This window comes from Clostridium cellulovorans 743B (genome assembly GCF_000145275.1).
Classification (GTDB): domain Bacteria; phylum Bacillota; class Clostridia; order Clostridiales; family Clostridiaceae; genus Clostridium_K; species Clostridium_K cellulovorans.
Genome location: NC_014393.1, coordinates 3,277,283 through 3,296,195, shown reverse-complemented (window position 1 = coordinate 3,296,195; position 18,913 = coordinate 3,277,283). Strand labels below are relative to the sequence as shown.

At 31.1% G+C, this 18,913-nt stretch carries 13 protein-coding genes; 10 read left to right on the top strand and 3 right to left on the bottom strand.

Annotated features, from left to right (window positions below):
• The first annotated feature begins 91 nt into the window (after positions 1-91).
• The 4 genes from CLOCEL_RS13490 to CLOCEL_RS13475 all read left to right on the top strand — a co-directional run bounded on the left by CLOCEL_RS13490 (position 92) and on the right by CLOCEL_RS13475 (position 3,907).
• The gene (locus CLOCEL_RS13490; RefSeq protein WP_010074519.1) at positions 92-649 is read left to right on the top strand and encodes a GyrI-like domain-containing protein; all 558 of its coding nucleotides are present in this window, start codon (positions 92-94) and stop codon (positions 647-649) included.
• Between the two features lie 235 nt (positions 650-884).
• Entirely contained in the window at positions 885-1,760 is an 876-nt protein-coding gene (locus CLOCEL_RS13485; protein WP_013291787.1) for a YitT family protein, read from the top strand.
• 100 nt (positions 1,761-1,860) lie between these two features.
• The gene (locus CLOCEL_RS13480) at positions 1,861-2,802 is read left to right on the top strand and encodes an IS982 family transposase (RefSeq protein ID WP_010077629.1); all 942 of its coding nucleotides are present in this window, start codon (positions 1,861-1,863) and stop codon (positions 2,800-2,802) included.
• 145 nt (positions 2,803-2,947) lie between these two features.
• Positions 2,948-3,907, top strand: a complete 960-nt coding sequence (locus CLOCEL_RS13475; protein WP_010074517.1) for an L-lactate dehydrogenase — start codon at positions 2,948-2,950, stop codon at positions 3,905-3,907.
• Between the two features lie 203 nt (positions 3,908-4,110).
• On the opposite strand, the gene CLOCEL_RS13470 is transcribed toward CLOCEL_RS13475, so the two are convergent.
• Positions 4,111-5,082 carry an alpha/beta hydrolase gene (locus tag CLOCEL_RS13470; protein WP_010074516.1) on the bottom strand — a complete coding sequence of 324 codons (972 nt, stop codon included), beginning with the start codon at positions 5,080-5,082 and terminating at the stop codon, positions 4,111-4,113.
• Positions 5,083-5,793: 711 nt separating this feature from the next.
• Between CLOCEL_RS13470 and CLOCEL_RS13465 the strand changes: the two genes are divergently transcribed.
• The 6 genes from CLOCEL_RS13465 to aroB all read left to right on the top strand — a co-directional run bounded on the left by CLOCEL_RS13465 (position 5,794) and on the right by aroB (position 15,911).
• The gene (locus tag CLOCEL_RS13465) at positions 5,794-7,596 is read left to right on the top strand and encodes a methyl-accepting chemotaxis protein (RefSeq protein WP_010074515.1); all 1,803 of its coding nucleotides are present in this window, start codon (positions 5,794-5,796) and stop codon (positions 7,594-7,596) included.
• Between the two features lie 210 nt (positions 7,597-7,806).
• Positions 7,807-9,324: a sialate O-acetylesterase gene (locus tag CLOCEL_RS13460; protein WP_010074514.1), complete on the top strand. Its 1,518-nt coding sequence runs from the start codon at positions 7,807-7,809 to the stop codon at positions 9,322-9,324.
• Between the two features lie 305 nt (positions 9,325-9,629).
• Positions 9,630-13,289: an AAA family ATPase gene (locus CLOCEL_RS13455; RefSeq protein WP_010074513.1), complete on the top strand. Its 3,660-nt coding sequence runs from the start codon at positions 9,630-9,632 to the stop codon at positions 13,287-13,289.
• A 4-nt stretch (positions 13,290-13,293) separates the two neighbouring features.
• A complete protein-coding gene (locus CLOCEL_RS13450) occupies positions 13,294-13,746 on the top strand; it encodes a hypothetical protein (protein ID WP_010074512.1) in 453 nt (150 codons plus the stop codon).
• Positions 13,739-14,395, top strand: coding sequence for a hypothetical protein (locus tag CLOCEL_RS13445; RefSeq protein WP_010074511.1), 657 nt, complete (start codon positions 13,739-13,741; stop codon positions 14,393-14,395). The genes CLOCEL_RS13450 and CLOCEL_RS13445 overlap by 8 nt, the downstream gene beginning before the upstream one ends.
• 379 nt (positions 14,396-14,774) lie before the next feature.
• The gene (gene aroB / locus CLOCEL_RS13440; protein ID WP_010074510.1) at positions 14,775-15,911 is read left to right on the top strand and encodes a 3-dehydroquinate synthase; all 1,137 of its coding nucleotides are present in this window, start codon (positions 14,775-14,777) and stop codon (positions 15,909-15,911) included.
• Between the two features lie 170 nt (positions 15,912-16,081).
• On the opposite strand, the gene CLOCEL_RS13435 is transcribed toward aroB, so the two are convergent.
• Both CLOCEL_RS13435 and pdxT read right to left on the bottom strand, forming a co-directional pair.
• A complete protein-coding gene (locus tag CLOCEL_RS13435) occupies positions 16,082-17,887 on the bottom strand; it encodes a heme NO-binding domain-containing protein (protein WP_010074509.1) in 1,806 nt (601 codons plus the stop codon).
• Between the two features lie 443 nt (positions 17,888-18,330).
• Entirely contained in the window at positions 18,331-18,912 is a 582-nt protein-coding gene (gene pdxT / locus CLOCEL_RS13430; protein WP_010074508.1) for a pyridoxal 5'-phosphate synthase glutaminase subunit PdxT, read from the bottom strand.
• Position 18,913 lies beyond the last annotated feature (1 nt).

Below are 18,913 nucleotides of genomic sequence, written 5' to 3'. Positions count from 1 at the left end.
TCAGACATATAAATTTAATTTATTATGACAATATGGTGTCATATTTAATGTGGTATAGTCTACTTATGAATTAGTAGAAAGAAGGGATATTTTGAAATATGAATGGAGGAAACAGGAAAAGGATTTGTATCTACCAAAAGAAAAGCCTGAATTAATTACAGTCCCAAAACATAATTTTTTTATGATAAGTGGCAAAGGTAATCCCAATGAAGCAGAATTCTCTGAAAAAGTAGCTGTGTTATATTCTTTAGCTTATGCTGTTAGAATGATGCCGAAACAAGGATATATTCCAGATGGGTATTACGAATATACTGTTTACCCATTGGAAGGGATATGGGACTTAACGGAAAGTGGAAGGCTGTCTGATACCTTAGATAAGAATGAATTAATATATACTATAATGATTAGGCAACCAGAGTTTGTGACACAAGAAATCGTTGATAAAGCCTTTGAAAATGTCAGAAGGAAAAAGAACCTCACTTTATTGGATGATGTAACTTTTGGCCCAATGGAAGACGGTTTATCTGTTCAGATGATGCATATTGGCTCTTACGATGATGAACCACAGAGCTTTGAACAAATGAAAAATTTCATAAAAGAAAACAATCTTGAGATAACAACATTAAAACATAGAGAAATTTATCTTTGAGATGTGAAAAAAACTGAAAAATCTAAATTAAAAACAGTTTTGAGATATGCAGTTCGTTACAAATAGTTGGTGTACTATCAATATAAATTTTGATAGTGCTGATGAATTGCCTGTTTTATAAGTTTATTTTTCTAACTATATTACAATGGCAAATCAACATTCGAAGTTGAAATTCTTTATATAACTATATATGAAAAAACATAAGATGAGACATTGCACTAAGGAGTAAAGTAAAATGTTTAAAAGAAATACATCAATACTAAAAAATATACTGTTAATTTTATTAGGGAATACGATTTATGCTTTGGCAGTTACTATGTTTATCATTCCTAACGGATTGATCACAGGGGGAACCACTGGCTTAGCATTATTATTCTATCATCAGGCTAACCTTCCAATTACGGCGTTTGTTTCTGTTTTCAACATTAGTATGTTTATTTTAGGTGCAATATTTCTTGGAAGATCTTTTGCACTTACCACATTAATTAGTACTTTTTATTATCCATTTATTCTTGGAATTTTTCAGAAGGCTTCTTTTCTTGGGGATATGACCTCTGATCATTTGCTTTCGACAATTTATGCGGGAATCATGATTGGCTTTAGCATTGGAATCGTAATAAAAGCAGGGGCATCTACTGGTGGCATGGATATACCTCCGCTAATACTAAATAAAAAGTTTGGATTTTCAGTTTCTGTAGTGATGTATGGATTAGACTTTACCATTCTTTTATCTCAAATGCTTTTTGCAAATAAAGAGCAGGTGCTATATGGAATTTTATTAGTGTTTATCTATACTGTAGTGCTAGATAAGGTGTTGCTACTTGGTCAGTCTAAAACTCAAGTGAAAATTGTCAGTGAGAAGTATCAGGAGATTAACCAGATGATTATTCAGCGTCTTGATAGAGGATCTACTTTAATCCACGCTGAAACAGGATACTGTCATAAGGATAATCTAGTTGTGCTTACTGTAATTTCAAACAGAGAACTTTCAAAGCTGAATAATCTTGTTCTTTCCATAGATCCTAAAGCGTTTATGATTATTAATAGGGTAAATGAAGTAAAAGGACGAGGATTTACTATAGAAAAATATTATATTTACCCGTTGTGCTAGTTAAATACGCTGGCAATACTTACAAATAGAAAAACTCCAGCATATTTGCTAACCTATCATTAAAAAACACCACTAATCTAATGATAGGAGGCTAACCTATATGCCAGAGTTTAATAAAGATTCTACCATAACAATAAATGACTTAAAAGATTTTATTGTTGTCACTTATGTTATAATTGATGACTTTTACCAAAAAGTAACTCCAACATTTATTAAAAATCGTCGTAACATCGCTAAATCAGTAATGACTGATAGCGAAATAATTACGATTTCTTTAGTAGGTGAACTCTTAACCATTGACTCTGAAAAAGCATGGTTTGGATTTTGCTCTAAAAACCTACGAGACTTATTTCCCAACTTTTGTAGTAGGCCGAGGTTTCATAGAGTTAGAAAGTCATTATTTCGAGTCATTGATGAAATTCGTAAAGAGTTAACGAAATTTCTTAACTATCAATATGACCGAATGAGAATTGCAGATAGTATGCCAATTCCTGTGTGTAAGTTTGGGAGAGCTCATTTCCATAAAGCTTTTAAGCCGGAGGCTGCCTACGGGCGATGCGCTTCGAAAAAAGAAACATATTATGGATTCAAATTACATGCTTTAGTAGCCCTCGATGGCTATATCACAGATTTTACTGTAACAGCAGCAAATATTGATGACAGAGATGTCGTCTGGGAACTCACAGCTAATTCAGAGATTGATATACTAATAGGTGATAAAGGATATATAGGTCAAAAAGTTGCTTCGCAATTAAAAGAAACAAGGTACATTCGTCTTTTAACAATAAATCGTAACAATAGTAAAACTAAACTTTTAAAACCTTTTAGGCAGTTGATATTCAAGGCTCGTCGTAGAGTAGAAACTACTTTTTCTCAGCTCTCCGAGCAATTAAATATGCAGAGGGTTCTTACAAAATCAACTTGGGGATTTGCCACAAGAATATCAAATAAAATATTAGCTCATAATCTTTGCTATTTTATAAATAAATTTTTTAATATAGGTATAGAAATATCAAAGATTAAAGAATTAGTATTCGGATAATAATTTCCAAAAACAGTATATGAGACAATAGGATAGGACTGCCTAAAATCATGGTATAAATATCCTTTTAATGAAAACTTATCTGCTAGCACAACAGGTTATATTTAATAGAAACTAAAGAAAAGCTATTTATGAGGTGATAGTGATGAAAATTAGTAAAAGAAAGGTTGTAATTGTTGGCTGTGGACTTGTAGGTTCCTCAACAGCTTTTAGTCTAGTCACACAGGGGATTTGTGACGAAATTTTGATGATAGATATCAATAAGGAAAAGGCTTTGGGTGAGGTGCTTGATTTAAGGGACAGTATACAGTATTTAAGTCATAATGTTAAGGTTAAGGTAGGAACTTATGCTGATTGTAGTGATGCGGACATTGTAGTTATCACTGCAGGAGCACCTCCTAAAAAAGGAGAATCAAGGCTTGATACCTTAGAGATGGGTATAAAAATATGCAAGTCTATTGTTGAACCTATTATGTCTAGTGGCTTTGACGGTATATTTGTGGTAATTTCTAATCCTGTTGATATAATGGCATATTACGTTTATAAATTATCAGGGCTACCCAAAAATCAGGTTATAGGAACAGGAACGGCACTAGATTCTGCAAGGTTAAAGAATTTTATAGCACAAATCGTCAACGTTGACCCTAGAAGTGTTCACGCTTATTCAATGGGTGAACACGGAGATTCTCAGATGATACCTTGGTCAACGGTTACTATTGAAGGAAAACAGTTTGATGATGTAATTCAGGATAATAAGGCTTTGGTAGGAGATGTAAGTCTTGACGAACTTGTTATGAAGACTGTAAAAGGAGGTTGGGAAATTTACAATCGTAAAGGAACAACTTGTTATGGAATAGCTTCAACCTGTGCTGGCATAATTAAGACTATCTTTCAAGATGAAAATAAAATAATTCCTGTATCGACTTTGTTAGAGGGCGAATATGGTGAAACAGAAGTATTTGCAGGGGTGCCAACGATTCTAAATAGAAATGGTGCAACAGATGTATTAGAGATACACATGACTGATAATGAATTAAAAAGATTTAAAGATTCAGCAACACTTATAAAAAGCTATATAAAAAAGATAGAGGAGTTAAAAATTTAGATTACAAAAATAAGGGGCAAGGAAATGTAACAATTTATGTTAAATATTTCTTTGCCTATTTCTTTTATATAAACTTCATTACTAACACTCTGTAGATATACTAAGAAATCAATATATCTATAGGAGATTCTTTATTGAAGTTTACATATTTTATAGAGAATTATCAGTCTTCATTATGGTGGTAAGTTAGTTGCTACAAAAAGTTATTTAAATATTCTCTTAGCAAAATTATAAAGTGCATTTTTCCATACAGAGAATTCATGATTTCCAGGCATTGTGTACCATAAATGATTAACGTCATTCTTTGTTAATGTATCATGGTAATAAGCTGGAGTTGTTCCGACAACACTGTCAGATTCACCATTGCAGATTAATATTAATTTTGGCTCAGGAGAATTTTCAGGTACGGTAAATTGTTCTTCTGTTAATTGTCCTTTGTAGTTTAGCAGTGGGTATGGAAGTAAGCCTGGAGCTGGTGAGAAAGCACCTATATAAGCAAATTTATCAAGCATTGAAAAGCCTATAAATAATGATTCACGTCCACCCATTGATAGACCAGCAATTGCAGTATCCTCACGTGTGGTCGAAATTGGATAGTTTGCTTCTATAAAGGGCATTAAATCATTTTTTAAATCGTTGATGAAGTTGTCAAAGGCATTGATATTTTCCTGGCTTAACATATTTGTTGGTGGACCATCGTTTGCCATAGCCCTTACGTTTGGCATAACTATAATCATTTCAGAAGCTTCACCAGTAGCAATAAGATTGCCAATGATATTCATAGGCTCACCTTCTAGCCAGCCTTCTTCAGTTCCACCTATACCATGTAAAAGGTAAAGAACAGGATATTTTTTGTCCTTAGAGTAGTTTGGTGGTGTCATAACATAACATTTTCTTGTTGTGCCTGTTGTTGTTGAATTATACTGAATGAGATTCATTTCTCCGTAATTTACATTGGGTTTTAAAATATCAAAATCTGCTGGGGTAGTCCATTGATCCAACATATACTTCTCCGTTTCATTTAAGTTTTTTTCACTGGTTTCATTTAGGGTTTCTGTACTAATTGTGGCAGTAGTTTTATCAGCAGTACTCTTGCTAGATTTACATCCACTTAAAAGTGAGACTGACAAAGTTACACAAATTAGCGTAGTGCAAAGCGTCCTATTTATCTTCATTTCTTAATCTCCTCAATAAAATGCTAATTATTTTTATGAATATAGCTAATTTATATGGTAGTCCACCTATATTCTAGAACAATATTGGCAAGCTGACAACTGGATGAAGTTTTTATATTTTCAATAGAACTTTTTGTGATTAATGTGTTCTATTAAAGTTATTTCATAACTTGTAGTAATCTCTCATTGTTAGATAAAGTCTTAGATGTAGTATCATCTTTGGAACTCATATATAGATTCAAATAATATTCTACAGTACTCAAGAAATAGCATGTCTATTTTAAGATTATCAATAAGAAAATAGCCATATAGTTAAAGTTTGCATTTATATGTATTTTTTATTATAATAAAGCATGAACTGTTTTAGAGTTTCTTAAAAATAACTAAAGAAAACATAAATAAGTTCGAAAAATAATATAGAGACCTCTATTATGTTATTTATAGTTTAAAAATATTTAAAATGATTAACGATATAGTTTATTCAATAAATAGACTGAATTTAATGAAGAAAAATACAATAAAGAAATTGTATATTAATGTAAATATCCGTAACTATTTATTGAAAGATATATAAGTTAACCTTAGGAAGGTGGTTATTTACTTATTTTAACATCGTAAATTAGTATGGAACATGACATTTATTTGTAGGTATATAACATAATAAGGAAAATATAAAAAGTATATATACAATAGAAGAGGAGGCGGGTTATAATGTTCAAGAATTTAAAGAATAGAAGGAAATTTAATATGCCTAAGAATTCAAAATTTAAAATGAAATTCAGTAGGCTTAAGGATTTAAAAATTAGAACCAAGTTATATTTGATGGTTTTCATTCCTTTGGTATTTGTACTTATTCTTTCTATAATAGGCATAGTTAATATCAATAGGAATGCAAAGATGTTAACTGATACTTATTATGAAAACATTTACAAAACAAGTGTTTCTATATCCAATACTAATCAGGAATTTCTTAAAGTTTATATTTTGCAAGATGAGATCCGTAATGATATGAATTCCAAAAGTGAAAAGACTAAAACTAAAATAGAAAATTTTAATGCAAGTGTAGAAAAAATACAAAATGAAAGTAAAATGATTAATGATAAATTAGTTTTATATAAAGATATTTATGATAGGATGCCTGATGAATACTCAAATAAGACTATTGATGAGCTTTATGCAGACTTTGAAAACAACTTTAATCTTTGGTTAAAAACCTTTGATATAAACAATGGTGGGATTAAAGATAAAATTCAATATGGAAGTACATTCAAAATTGCTCAAGATAGTGTTGATGGAATTGTTAGAATATTTGATGGTACTGCTAGTTCTGTTCAAGAGTTTACACAAGCAGAAACTAGAAAAGTTATAGTGCAATATGTTACTATAGCGATAATATCGTTCCTATTAACGATTTTATTTGGTACATTGATTGCCTTGGACTCAACTAATGCATTGTTAAAAATAAAAGATTTTGCGGAGAGATTGTCTAATTATGACTTTTCTGTGGATTTAAATTTGCAGAGAAAGGATGAATATGGACAAACTGCTAAAACCTTAAATACTGCACAAGATAATGTTAGAAAGCTCGTAAGAAATATTATTGAAGATTCAGAGTATATTAATAATTCAAGTGAAAACGTATTCTCAACTATTAAAGTAGTTTCTTCAAATTTCGAAGTTATTAATGAGTCTACAAAGCAAATAAATACCAGTATGCAAGAAAATAATGCTATTGCAGAGGAGATATCAGCATCAGTTGAAGAAGTAAATGCTAGTACAGTTGTGTTATCTTCTAAAGCTACTGATGGAACTAATAATGCTATTGAAATTATGAATAGAGCAGATATAGTTAAAAATAGGAGTAAAGATGCGCTAGTATCTACAAAGAAAATTTATTCAGAAAAAGAAGTTGAAATTGTTAAAGCAATTGAGGCAGGGAAAGTTGTGGATGAAATAAGTATTATGGCTAATACAATAGCTAGCATAGCAGATCAGACAAATTTACTAGCTTTAAATGCTGCCATTGAAGCTGCTAGAGCAGGTGAACATGGAAGAGGCTTTGCGGTTGTAGCAGACGAAGTAAGAAAATTAGCAGAACAGTCATCATCGGCTGTCGAAAGTGTTAAAGTAACTATTGAAAAAGTTAAAAAGGCTTTTGATAATCTATCTTCTAATAGTAATGAGCTTATACATTTTATGCAAAATGGAGTTAATTCTCACTTTGAAAACTTTAATAAGATCGGAGTACAATATCATGAAGATGCTAACTTTGTAAACACTATGTCAATGGAGTTAGCGGCTATGTCAGAAGAGATAAATGCTACAATAGATGAAGTAACTGATGCAGTTCAGCATATGGCTCAAATGACTCAAGAATCTTCTGAGAAAACTAGTGATATCGAAAAAACAATTGAGCAATCTTCAACAATTATCAATAAATTAAGTGATGAAGCTAGAAAACAAGCTGAATTAGCGCGCAATCTAATGGACGTAATAGCAAGCTTTAAGATATAGCTTTAATGCTGATAGCTCAATGAATTTATGTTACTTTATTAAGAATGTAGTTTTTAGTATATAGGATATTTCCATTTACTAAAGCTACATTCTTTCCTATATACTTTTGTAACTTTATCTAAAAATAAAAGTTCTTAAGAAACGTAATTGGAACTTATATTTCCTTGTGATAGAATAAGGATAAAAATATGGCAAGTTGTGGAGGTAAAGATGAAATCGTTAAAGGTAGCAGCAGTTTTCAGTAATAATATGGTTCTACAAAGAGAAAAAAATATAAATATATGGGGAACTGGTAATAATGGTGATGTAGTAACAGTTACTTTAGCTGATACAAAGGTAACTGCTAAAATAAAAGATAATAAGTGGATGGCTATTTTACCAAGTATGTCTGCTGGTGGGCCTCATACTGTAGAGGTTTCTGATGGCAATACTTCAATTACATTCAATAATGTAATGATTGGCGAGGTATGGTTGGCAGGTGGACAATCAAACATGGAGCTTGAACTTCAAAATAGTAAAGATGGTAAAAAGATACTTGAAACAATAGATAATAAAAATGTAAGATTTTATTATACAAATAAAAGAAGTTATATGGATGAAGAATTTTTAGAAGCTGAAGCTAATACTTCATGGCAAGAATGTACTCCTGAGACAGCTGGTATTTGGTCTGCAGTAGGATACTATTATGCTGATAAATTAGCAAAAGAGCTTGATGTAACAGTGGGTATTATTGGATGTAACTGGGGAGGAACTTCAGCTTCAGCATGGATAAGTAAGGAGAGTATAGCTTTAGATAAAGATACAAATACATACCTAGAAGAATATGATAAAGTTAATGAAGGAAGAACCTTTGAAGAATATCTTGCAGAGCTTGAAGATTATAATAGTTGGTATGGCCCATGGCAGAAGAGAGTTGATCAATGTTATGCGGAGAACCCAGAAATACTTTGGGAAGAAGTACTTGAAATCGCGGGGGAAAGCCGTTGGCCAGAACCGCTTGGACCAAAGTCACCATATAGACCAGGTGGTCTTTATGAAACAATGGTTCAAAGAGTAATGCCATATACCTTAAGAGGTTTCATATACTATCAAGGGGAAAGTGATGATCATAAGCCAGATATGTACGCAAAACTTTTAACTAAATTGATTGAACAATGGAGAAGAGATTGGCAAGATGATGAACTTCCATTTATCTTAGTACAATTACCTATGTTTATCAATAGAGGTGATGAAGATAAGAAACATTGGGCTATTGTAAGAGAACAACAAATGTTAGTACATCAGACTGTTAAAAATACAGGAATAGCTGTAATTCTTGATTGTGGAGAATTCAATAATATCCATCCAGTCGACAAGGCCCCTGTTGGTTATAGACTAGCTCTTCAAAGCTTATATCATGTATATGGAAAAGATGTGAAAGCATATGGACCAATATACAAGGGATTAAGCTACCTTGAAAATGCAATTGAATTAACTTTTCAGCATGCGGAAGATGGAATCGTAGTTAAGGGTGAAAAAGCACAAGGCTTTGAAATTGCTGGAGAAGATAAAGAATTCTTTGAAGCAGATATTCAGATAAATGGTAACAAAATAATTGTTTCATCAGAGCAAGTTAAAGAACCTAAATATGTTAGATATGCATGGACTAATTATGGACCTGTAACACTTTATAATAAGGAAGGCTTACCAATGCCTACTTTCAGAACCAATAGATTCGATTTTAACTAATTTAGATTTTTTTATTGATAGGTTGTGTAGTTTTGTATTATAAACTATACAACTTATTTTATCGTCGTTAGTTTGAGGATACGCAAATATGCCCTAGGTATAGTCATTATTCATTTTGAAACAATAAGATTAATTTAAGAGCCCAAGGAATTCCAGTACATACAACAGGAAATTTATTGGAAATGTGTATAATAAGCTCGAATAATTAATGCAAGTTGTATAATATGATAAATAATGATACTATATATAATAATTTAGTGATTTACATAGAAAATTACTAGTCTTAAATTGAAGGAGCATGAAGAATGAACATATTGAAAGTGCTTAAATTCCTGTTTCCAGAGTATCAAATTGTTGAAAGTTTTTTGGAAAATGGATTTATAGGCAAGAAACCAAGAAAAGTATATCAACCAAATCAATATTACAATGTAAATGCAAGTCCTAGTTCCAATGGAAACTACCAAACTCAAAGTTATTCTAGTGGAGCTACAAATAACAGCTATGGAAATGCAAATCCTAGTAATAATGCGGCTACTCCTAATGATACAGTTACTTATACTGGAAATAATACTGTTAATCCTACAAGCTATGAAGTTAATGAAGCTTTTACTAATTTAAGTAATGAATTGGCTAACAGAATTGTTGGACAAGCAAATTCTCTTAATAATCTAGCTATTGCTTTTAAGCGTCCTTTTGTAGCGGGATATAATCTAAAGAAACCAAGGAATTCCATGTTTATAATAGGAGACAAAAGTACAGGAAGACACAAATGTCTTAAAGAAATTGTCAAAGCACTATATAAAAAAGGAATGCTAAATTATGATAATGCTACGAGACTGGATTTATCACTATATCCAACTGCATCAGAACAGCCAATATTTCTTTCGGATTTGTATAAAGGATTATATAAACATTCAGATATTCTTGTTATTGATAATTTTGAAAAGTGTTCCAATAATGTTATTAGTGCAATTTCTAGTTTAGTTATTGATGGGGAGTATAAGTTAAATGCAAGATATGCAGTTCAAAATAATACTCTAATCGAGGCTACTGGTGCTTTGATGCAAAATTCTGTTAGTGCACTTTCAGCCAATGGCAAGTTTTTTGTTTTTGTAACAGATCAAAGTGAAAGCAAAATAGCTGAAGTATTTGGTTCGAAGTTTATGACTAGCGTTGGTGACATAATTAAAATGGATTCTTACACTAAAGGTGAGTTAGTACAAATTACTAGAAAGATTCTTATTGACCTAGTTATCCTTTGTAAAGATAAGCTTTCTATTGAATTAAGATATGACGACTCTTTAGCTGTTTATTTTGCAGAAAAATATAATAATGACAAGGGACTCAGAGCTATAGAGAGGTTTATATTTGATAGTGTTTACAAAGCATTAGCTGAATACAAATTGAGAAATACGATGGAAAAAGATAGTGAAGTTATATTATCTGTTTCACATGAAAAAATTGTAGCTCAGATAGTTGGAAGCCATGAGAAAAAGGTTATAAATTTAATGGATTTATTACCAAAGGATTATAGTGCTAGTAAACTAGAAGAAGTAAAAGAAGAATTAAATTCTGTTATTGGACTTAAAAAGGTAAAAGATTATGTATTAGATCTTGAAAATAATTTTAAAGTTCAAAAAATGCGTGAAGATTCAGGGTATAAGGCTGCAGAAATTTCTAAGCATATGATTTTTACAGGAAATCCTGGAACAGGAAAAACGACTATTGCAAGGATCGTTGCAAAATATTTAAAAGCTATAGGGGTTCTTTCTACCGGTCAACTAAGGGAAGTTACTAGGGCAGATCTAGTTGCTCAATATGTAGGTCATACTGCAAAGCAAACTAATGAGGTTGTGAGATCAGCTATAGGTGGAGTTTTATTTATTGATGAAGCATATTCCCTTTGTAGAGATAAAAATGATACTTTTGGACTAGAAGCTATTGATGCACTGGTAAAAGCAATAGAAGATAATCGTGATGATTTAGTTGTAATTCTTGCTGGATACAAAGATGAAATGGAAGGATTTTTAAACACTAATAGCGGATTAAAATCAAGATTTCCAAATATAATAGACTTTGAAGATTATACTGCTGAAGAAATGCATGAAATAGCGCTTATTACTGCAAAGTCAAAGGGCTATAAAATTGCAACAGGTTGTAAAGAATCATTAATCAGAGTATTTGATAAAAGTCAGATAAAAGGTAGAAATGATAGTGGCAATGGTCGATTAGTTCGTAATTATATAGAAAGTGCTATTTTGGAACAATCAAAAAGGCTTATAAAAGATCTAAACTCACAGATGGACTTATTAGTTTATGAAGATTTTAAATTTGAAGATTATGAGAAATTTGATTTAGATAAAGCTTTATCAGAGATTATTGGACTTGAAAGTGTAAAGGATTTTGTAAGGACTCAATATAACTTGCTTGTTGCAAATGAAAAGCGTAGGAAAGCAGGTATTGAATTAGATACAACTCAATCATTAAATATGATTTTTTCAGGTAATCCTGGAACAGGTAAAACCACTATTGCAAGAGTTGTTGCTTCAATGTTTAAAGAGATGGGACTATTAAAAAAAGGTCATTTAGTTGAAACTGATAGAGGTGGACTTGTAGCTCAATATCAAGGACAAACAGCAGTTAAAACAGAAGAAGTGTTTAAGAGTGCATTAGGTGGAGTGCTATTTATAGATGAAGCTTATTCACTAACTAGTGATGGAAATAGTTATGGAAAAGAAGCTATAGATACTTTGGTTAAGTTAATAGAAGATTATCGTGGGGAAATTGTAGTTATCTTAGCAGGTTATAAAAAAGAAATGGCTGATTTTATAAAAGTTAATTCTGGATTAGAATCAAGATTTCCTTTACTAATTGACTTTCCAGACTACTCTGCAAAGGAATTATATGAAATAGCTTTAAGAATGATATATTCAAAAGGGTTCCAAGTAGATGAAACTGTGAAGGAGCGTTTGTTTGAAGAAATTCAAGAAATGCAAAAAACATCTACAGCACATTCTGGTAATGGAAGAATGGCAAGAAACTTTGTTGAAAAAATTATTAGAAATCAATCTGCAAGAATAGCATCAGAAGATGTGACTATTGCCGAATTAAATAAGATACTACTTTCAGATATGATAAATACAGTAGATTCAAATAGAACTGAAGCTTATGATTTAGACAAAGCTTTAAATAAAATCATTGGTTTAGATGAAGTGAAATCTTATATAAGAAGCTTACATGCTAGGCTGAGATTGCAAAGCGAAAGAAAGAAAATGGGAATGATTATTGATAATTCTCAGACATTACATATGATTTTCAAAGGAAATCCTGGAACTGGAAAAACTATGGTTGCTCGTACTGTGGCTGATGTACTCTACAATATAGGTGTTATTAGAACTAATAAATTAGTAGAAACAGATAGAGCTTCATTGGTTGCAGGATATGTAGGACAAACTGCTATAAAAACAACAGAAAAGGTTATGGAAGCTATGGATGGAGTTCTATTCATAGATGAAGCATATTCATTAGCTAATGGTGGGGCTAATGATTTTGGTAGAGAAGCTATTGATACGTTGGTAAAACTTATGGATGATCATAGGGAGCGATTAGTTGTAATTTTAGCTGGCTATAGTAAAGATATGGATGACTTCCTAAATACAAATGCGGGTCTAAAATCTCGTTTCCCTAACATTATTGAATTCGCAGATTATAATGTTCAGGAATTAATGGAGATTGCAAAGGGGTTTTATAAAGGTAAAGGTTATGAACTTACCCAAGAGGCAGAAAACAAACTTTCTGGTATGCTAGGTGAAAATTTAAAAGAAGAATCTTTTGGCAATGGTAGGTATGTAAGAAATATCATTGAAAAATCAGTAAATAATCAAGCCTTAAGATTAAGTACAGATATGGACTTAACTAGAGAAGAATTAACAGTAATTGAAGTAGAAGATATTGAAAGGATGTGATTTTATGAGCGCTAAATCAACAATTGGAAATATAGCAGCTATTTTATACTATATATTAGCATTGCCTATGTTGATACTTTACCTTCCTTATACAATTGCGGATAGTTTTTCAGCTTTAAAAATGATAGTAGAGTATGGATTTTCTGGCGTAGATAACGGTATGGGAAATGCAGCTGTTTTTGGATTATTTATCGGTATATCTTTACTGGTTCCTGCATTTAGAAAAATATATTATAAGTTGCCTTGGTTTTTTCCATTTGTAAAGATATTGTTTGTAGATGTAACAATTTTAGGTGTTTCTATTATGATTTTACATTACGGTTATCAGGTAAAAAGTCCTGTAAGAAATATAATGTTCTTAATATTGACTATAGTTCAAATAGTTGTTTGCCGTATTTTAATGTGCAGTTATTTTTATAAAAAACCTGTAAAGCATATAGGAGGATCAAATGGCTAATTTTTTTGGAAAAATTGTTAATAAGTTATCAGGTGAAAACTTGAAGGCTCAAAGAAATTTTAATGGAGAAACTGGAGAAACATTTAGAAACCAAGATAGACAAGGATACGATAATAATTATCCTAATGGGAATAAAAATCAAGGGAACTCTGGCGATAGAAACAAAAAATCACTTAGAGCCTTTGCACTTTTATGTTTTGTACCATTAATATTTTGTTTAATATTCAGAAAGGTTACTCCTGTTGATAATGGGGTTGAGGCTAAGAACGCCATAAAAAATATGGTGTCAACATCCCTAGAAGCAGGAACTGTTCTTATGAAGAAAGATGAAAACATTGGACAAAAGGATTATACTATAAATCATAAATCTGATAGCAAGGACACTAAAATTTGGGTATGGGATTATGCTGCTGAGGATGGAGATTATGTACAAGTTCTTGTCAATGGTTCGCCAATTTCTGAACAATTTATGGTTAAGAATAAACCAAAGGAATTCACAGTGCCAACTACAGGAGATATACAAATCAAAGGTATAAAAGATGGTGGCGGTGGTATAACATATGCAGTACATTATGATTTAAATAATACAAGCTATTTTAATTCTGCACCAGAAAATGAGTGTAATACATATACTCTTGTAAAGGGGTAAAATAAAACAGAGATCTGTTAAACTGAATAAGTTGAAACATATATAACTTGAAAGATTTGTTAAGGATCATGTTAACTATATAAAGGAATAAAAAGGTAGGCACTAGAATATTCTAATTTTAGTGTCTATCTTATAGTGTGATTCTTGAATAATGGAAAGGACTCCTTATATAGTTTAAATAATGAAAATAAAGGTTATTAGCATTGTAATAGCGATAATAAGAATATCTAAAAATCTAAAATTACTATTCTAATTAAAGCATATAAGGATAAAAAAGGCCTTAAAGTTACAAATTAGATGTCCAAATATGCTATAATATAAGCAATAGGTTATTTAAAGTTAGATATAGAGTTTGAGAAAATAGTAAGGGGGCAATAACATGACTAGTTTTCGTGTTAATTTAAAAAAGGTAGTAGATGATTCTTATGATATAGAAATAGGACGTAATCTATTTGAGAGCCTAATAAATGATTTAAAGAATGGATTAGTTCAAGGGGTTCATAAATATGCAATAATAACAGATAGTCACGTAGAAAAACTTTATGCAAACAAGATAGTTGACTTGATGAAAGAAAACGGATTTAACGTTGAGAAATTTGTATTCCCAGCAGGTGAAAAAAGCAAAACTAGAAAGACTAAAGAAATAATTGAAGATGCTATGCTTGAAAAAGCTTTTCGTAGAGATAGCTGTATTATAGCTGTTGGTGGCGGTGTAGTTACTGATTTAGCGGGCTTCATTGCTGGAACCTTTGGAAGAGGAATTCCGTTTATCAATTATGCTACTACATTATTAGCAGCTGCAGATGCTTCAATTGGGGGAAAAACTGCAGTAGATACTGAACTAGCAACAAACCTTATAGGACTTATTAATCAACCAGTAAAAGTTTATCTTGATATAGAAAGTTGGAAGACACTGCCTATAAGACAATTAAGCAGTGGTTTATCAGAAACTATAAAACATGCTTGTCTTGGAGATGGAGAGTTTTTCGAATTCCTTGAGAAGAATATAGATAAAGTAATCAATGAAAAGGGAGAAGCTGTCTTAGATCCAGCTACCTGTGAGCATATTGCACATAAAAACTGTGAAGTTAAATACAAAGTTGTAAGTTTAGATGAAAGAGAAACAGGTCTAAGAGAAGTACTTAATTTAGGACATACAGTAGGAAGAGCAATTGAAGTAGTAAGTGACTATAAACTTTTACATGGAGAAGCCTTATCAATAGGAATGGTCGCTCAAGTAAAATTAGCTAATAGTCTTGGATATTTAACCGATAGTGAGATGAGTAGAGTTATAGATTTGTATAAAAGAGCAGGGTTACCAGTATCGATCCCTGATTACATTGATAGAGATGAATTGGTTAAAAAGCTATATACAGATAAGAAAGTAAAAGGCGGAAAAATTAAATTTGTATTCCAAGATGGAATTGGTAAAATAAGAGAGTATGAAGATGGTAAATATTCTATGGTTATATCAGAAGAACCTATAAAAATAATTCTTGATGATATGAGAGTATAGAAAAATCTTTGTGCTAATACCACAAAGAAGCAAGAGGATAAATTGGAATAGTAGCTTAAACTTATAATATAAGTATCTAAAAAGCAAAGAACAGCTTAATCTTTAGTGATACAAAATAACAGTGTATTACAAGATTAAGCTGTTTTTTTTAATCAGTATAGAGATATACGCTAAATTTTATATTTATCCAAATCAACTTTAAAGGTGTTTGTAATGTTTTGGAAGTCACCAATGCTACCTACAAGTTTTTGTATTTCATTAGTATAACTTGCAACATTTGCACTGACTTCTTCTGAAGCTGCTGAATTTTCTTCTGCAAGGGCAGCTAAAGCTTCTATGCTTTCAAATACTTGCGAAATTGATGCAGATTCATCATTTAGCATTTCTACTGTTTTTATTAGTGACTGAGAGACTACAACAATTGAATTATTTGCTTCATGGCTAATATCTTTTACAACATCAATATTTTTAGTTTCTTTTTCTAGCGATGTATATTGAGTTTCTATATTTCCAACCAATTCTTTGATATCATTGACGAATTGTATAAGATTTGAGTTGATTTCTTCTACTGCTCCTTTGGTTTCTTCTGCTAATTTCCTAACTTCTTCAGAAACTACAGCAAAGCCTTTGCCAGATTCTCCAGCTCTTGCTGCTTCAATAGAAGCATTAAGGGCTAGTAGATTTGTTTGCCCAGAAATTTGAGAAACGATTGAAACAATGTTTGTGATGTTTCTTGCATTTTCTTCTAAATTAATAGCTTTTTCCTTAACATCATTAAAGTGTGTTAAAGTTGTGCTTAGGTTTTCACTAGATTTTTCAACACTTAGATAACTAGTATTTATCTTCTCTATAGCTACCTCTAATTCATCTCTATTTTTATTTTCACTATCAACGATAGTTTTTAATGATTCAATGTTGCCATTTAAAATAGAAACTGCATTCTCAGTATTTTCTGCTTGGCTCAAAGTAGAGTTTGCAACTTGTTCTACCACTCCAGATATCTCTTTAGAGGTATTACTCATTTTGTCAGATATATCGTTGATGTTATTTATAAAGGTTCCCATCTCATCAGTAACACCTTTAAAACCGACAAAATCAGCTTTAACTAAAGACATATATTTTTTAATTTCATCGTACATATCTTCAAAAAAGTCACCTGTTATAATTGCACCATTCTCTACATAACTATTTTTATTTAGTTCTGTTATGGCGTTAAAGAGGTGTTTCTTAGGTCTCATCAAAAGGGTGCTTACTATAAAGGTTAAAAATCCGATAATTGTCCCTTCAACTAAGCTGTGTAGGATACCGTTAAGTGAAAAACTAAGAAGTGGAATGATTGAGAGTGTACTTATTATAAATGTGGCTATAGCTAATTTTATACTAATATTATTTATAAATCCAAAGGATAAGAATTTGTTAAATCTATAAGTTTTCTTAAAGTATATTTCATTTTCAAAGGTTAACTTTAATTTTAATGATGTTGATGTTCTTTCAAGTTCTTCTATTTTGATTTGTTCATTAAAAAATGTGCAGCTTCCATCAAGCATTCCTAGAAAATAATCAAACATACCTCGTTTTGAATTATAAGAAAATATAGCTTCTCTTTCTGATATTGGTTCAAGTGATAAAAGTGGTGGCCTTGCATCTGAAAATTTTTTCACCATAGTAACGTGGACATCAAATAAGGATTTTAAAAAAGTATAAAGATTTTCATGTTTAAAAAATGCTGGATAATCTTTTGCAAAAGAATATAAATTGTCTTGACCAATTTTTCGCCATAAATCCTTCACTTGAATATTTTTTTCCTTAGCAATATATTCAATCATAATTTTTGGCTTATTATCATCAACGGTTTCGATTGGTGAAAATATCTTACCGTTCTCCCAGCCTGCTTTTGTCATTGCAGAATCTATTAACTCATCTCCATAAAATCGTCTAAGGGTTCTAACCCAAGTAGAAACTACTGTACCTTTCATAAACTACCTCCAATAAAAAACTTTTTAAATTAAATCTGCGGAATTTTTATTAACTAGTTACATTATTTAGACTACATCAAGAATCTAGGGAAACATTGGAAAATCAATGTGATCTATGAAGAACCTTTATTGGATAATATGTTAATGTTTCTCAACTATATATTAACTCTGACAGAACTATTTATGTGGTATTGCGTTAGAAATAAAGGTTGATAAATAACAATTATAACTGTCAGGGAAAACACTTCACACTAAATATTATTAATTAATAATCATTATTATAATATATTTTTTTAATCAAAGCATTATTGTTTTAGAAATAAAAGTATACAAATATCATAAGTTTATAGGCAAAATTATGATTTAAGTAAGATATCTGCTAAAATTTTTTAAAAATAAAAAATCTCTAATTAGCAGGTACAAGCTAATTAGAGATTCGATGATCAAATAATTCTTTTTCTAACTATTTCTTCTATAAAAAATTTATGAATATGAGTTTCTTCTGTAAGCTCAGGATGAAAAGCTGTAACTAGAATATTACCTTGTCTTGCTGCAACTATCTTTTCGTTAACAATTGCTAGTACTTCGACTTCATCACCAGCCGCTTCAATATAAGGAGCTCTTATAAAAGTCATTTTAACAGGACCAATATGCTTGAATTCGCTGATGGTTTCAAAACTGCCAAGTTGACGACCATAAGCATTTCTCAAAGCGTTTATGTCTATGGCAGAAAGATAGGACTTATTATCATTTGCTATAGACTTTGCTAATAGTATTAGCCCAGCGCAGGTACCGAATACGGGTAAGCCCTCTTCTATAAGTTTTTGTATTGGTTCTAATATATCAAGTTCTCGTAGAAGTTTTCCAATTACAGTGCTTTCTCCACCAGGAATAATCAATCCATCTAATTCTGAATTTATTAGATCCTCTTTTTTTCTGATCTCAAAGGTATCCACTGAAAGTTTTTTTAGTAAATCAATATGTTCAGCGAAAGCTCCTTGAAGTGCTAAAACACCAATCTTCATT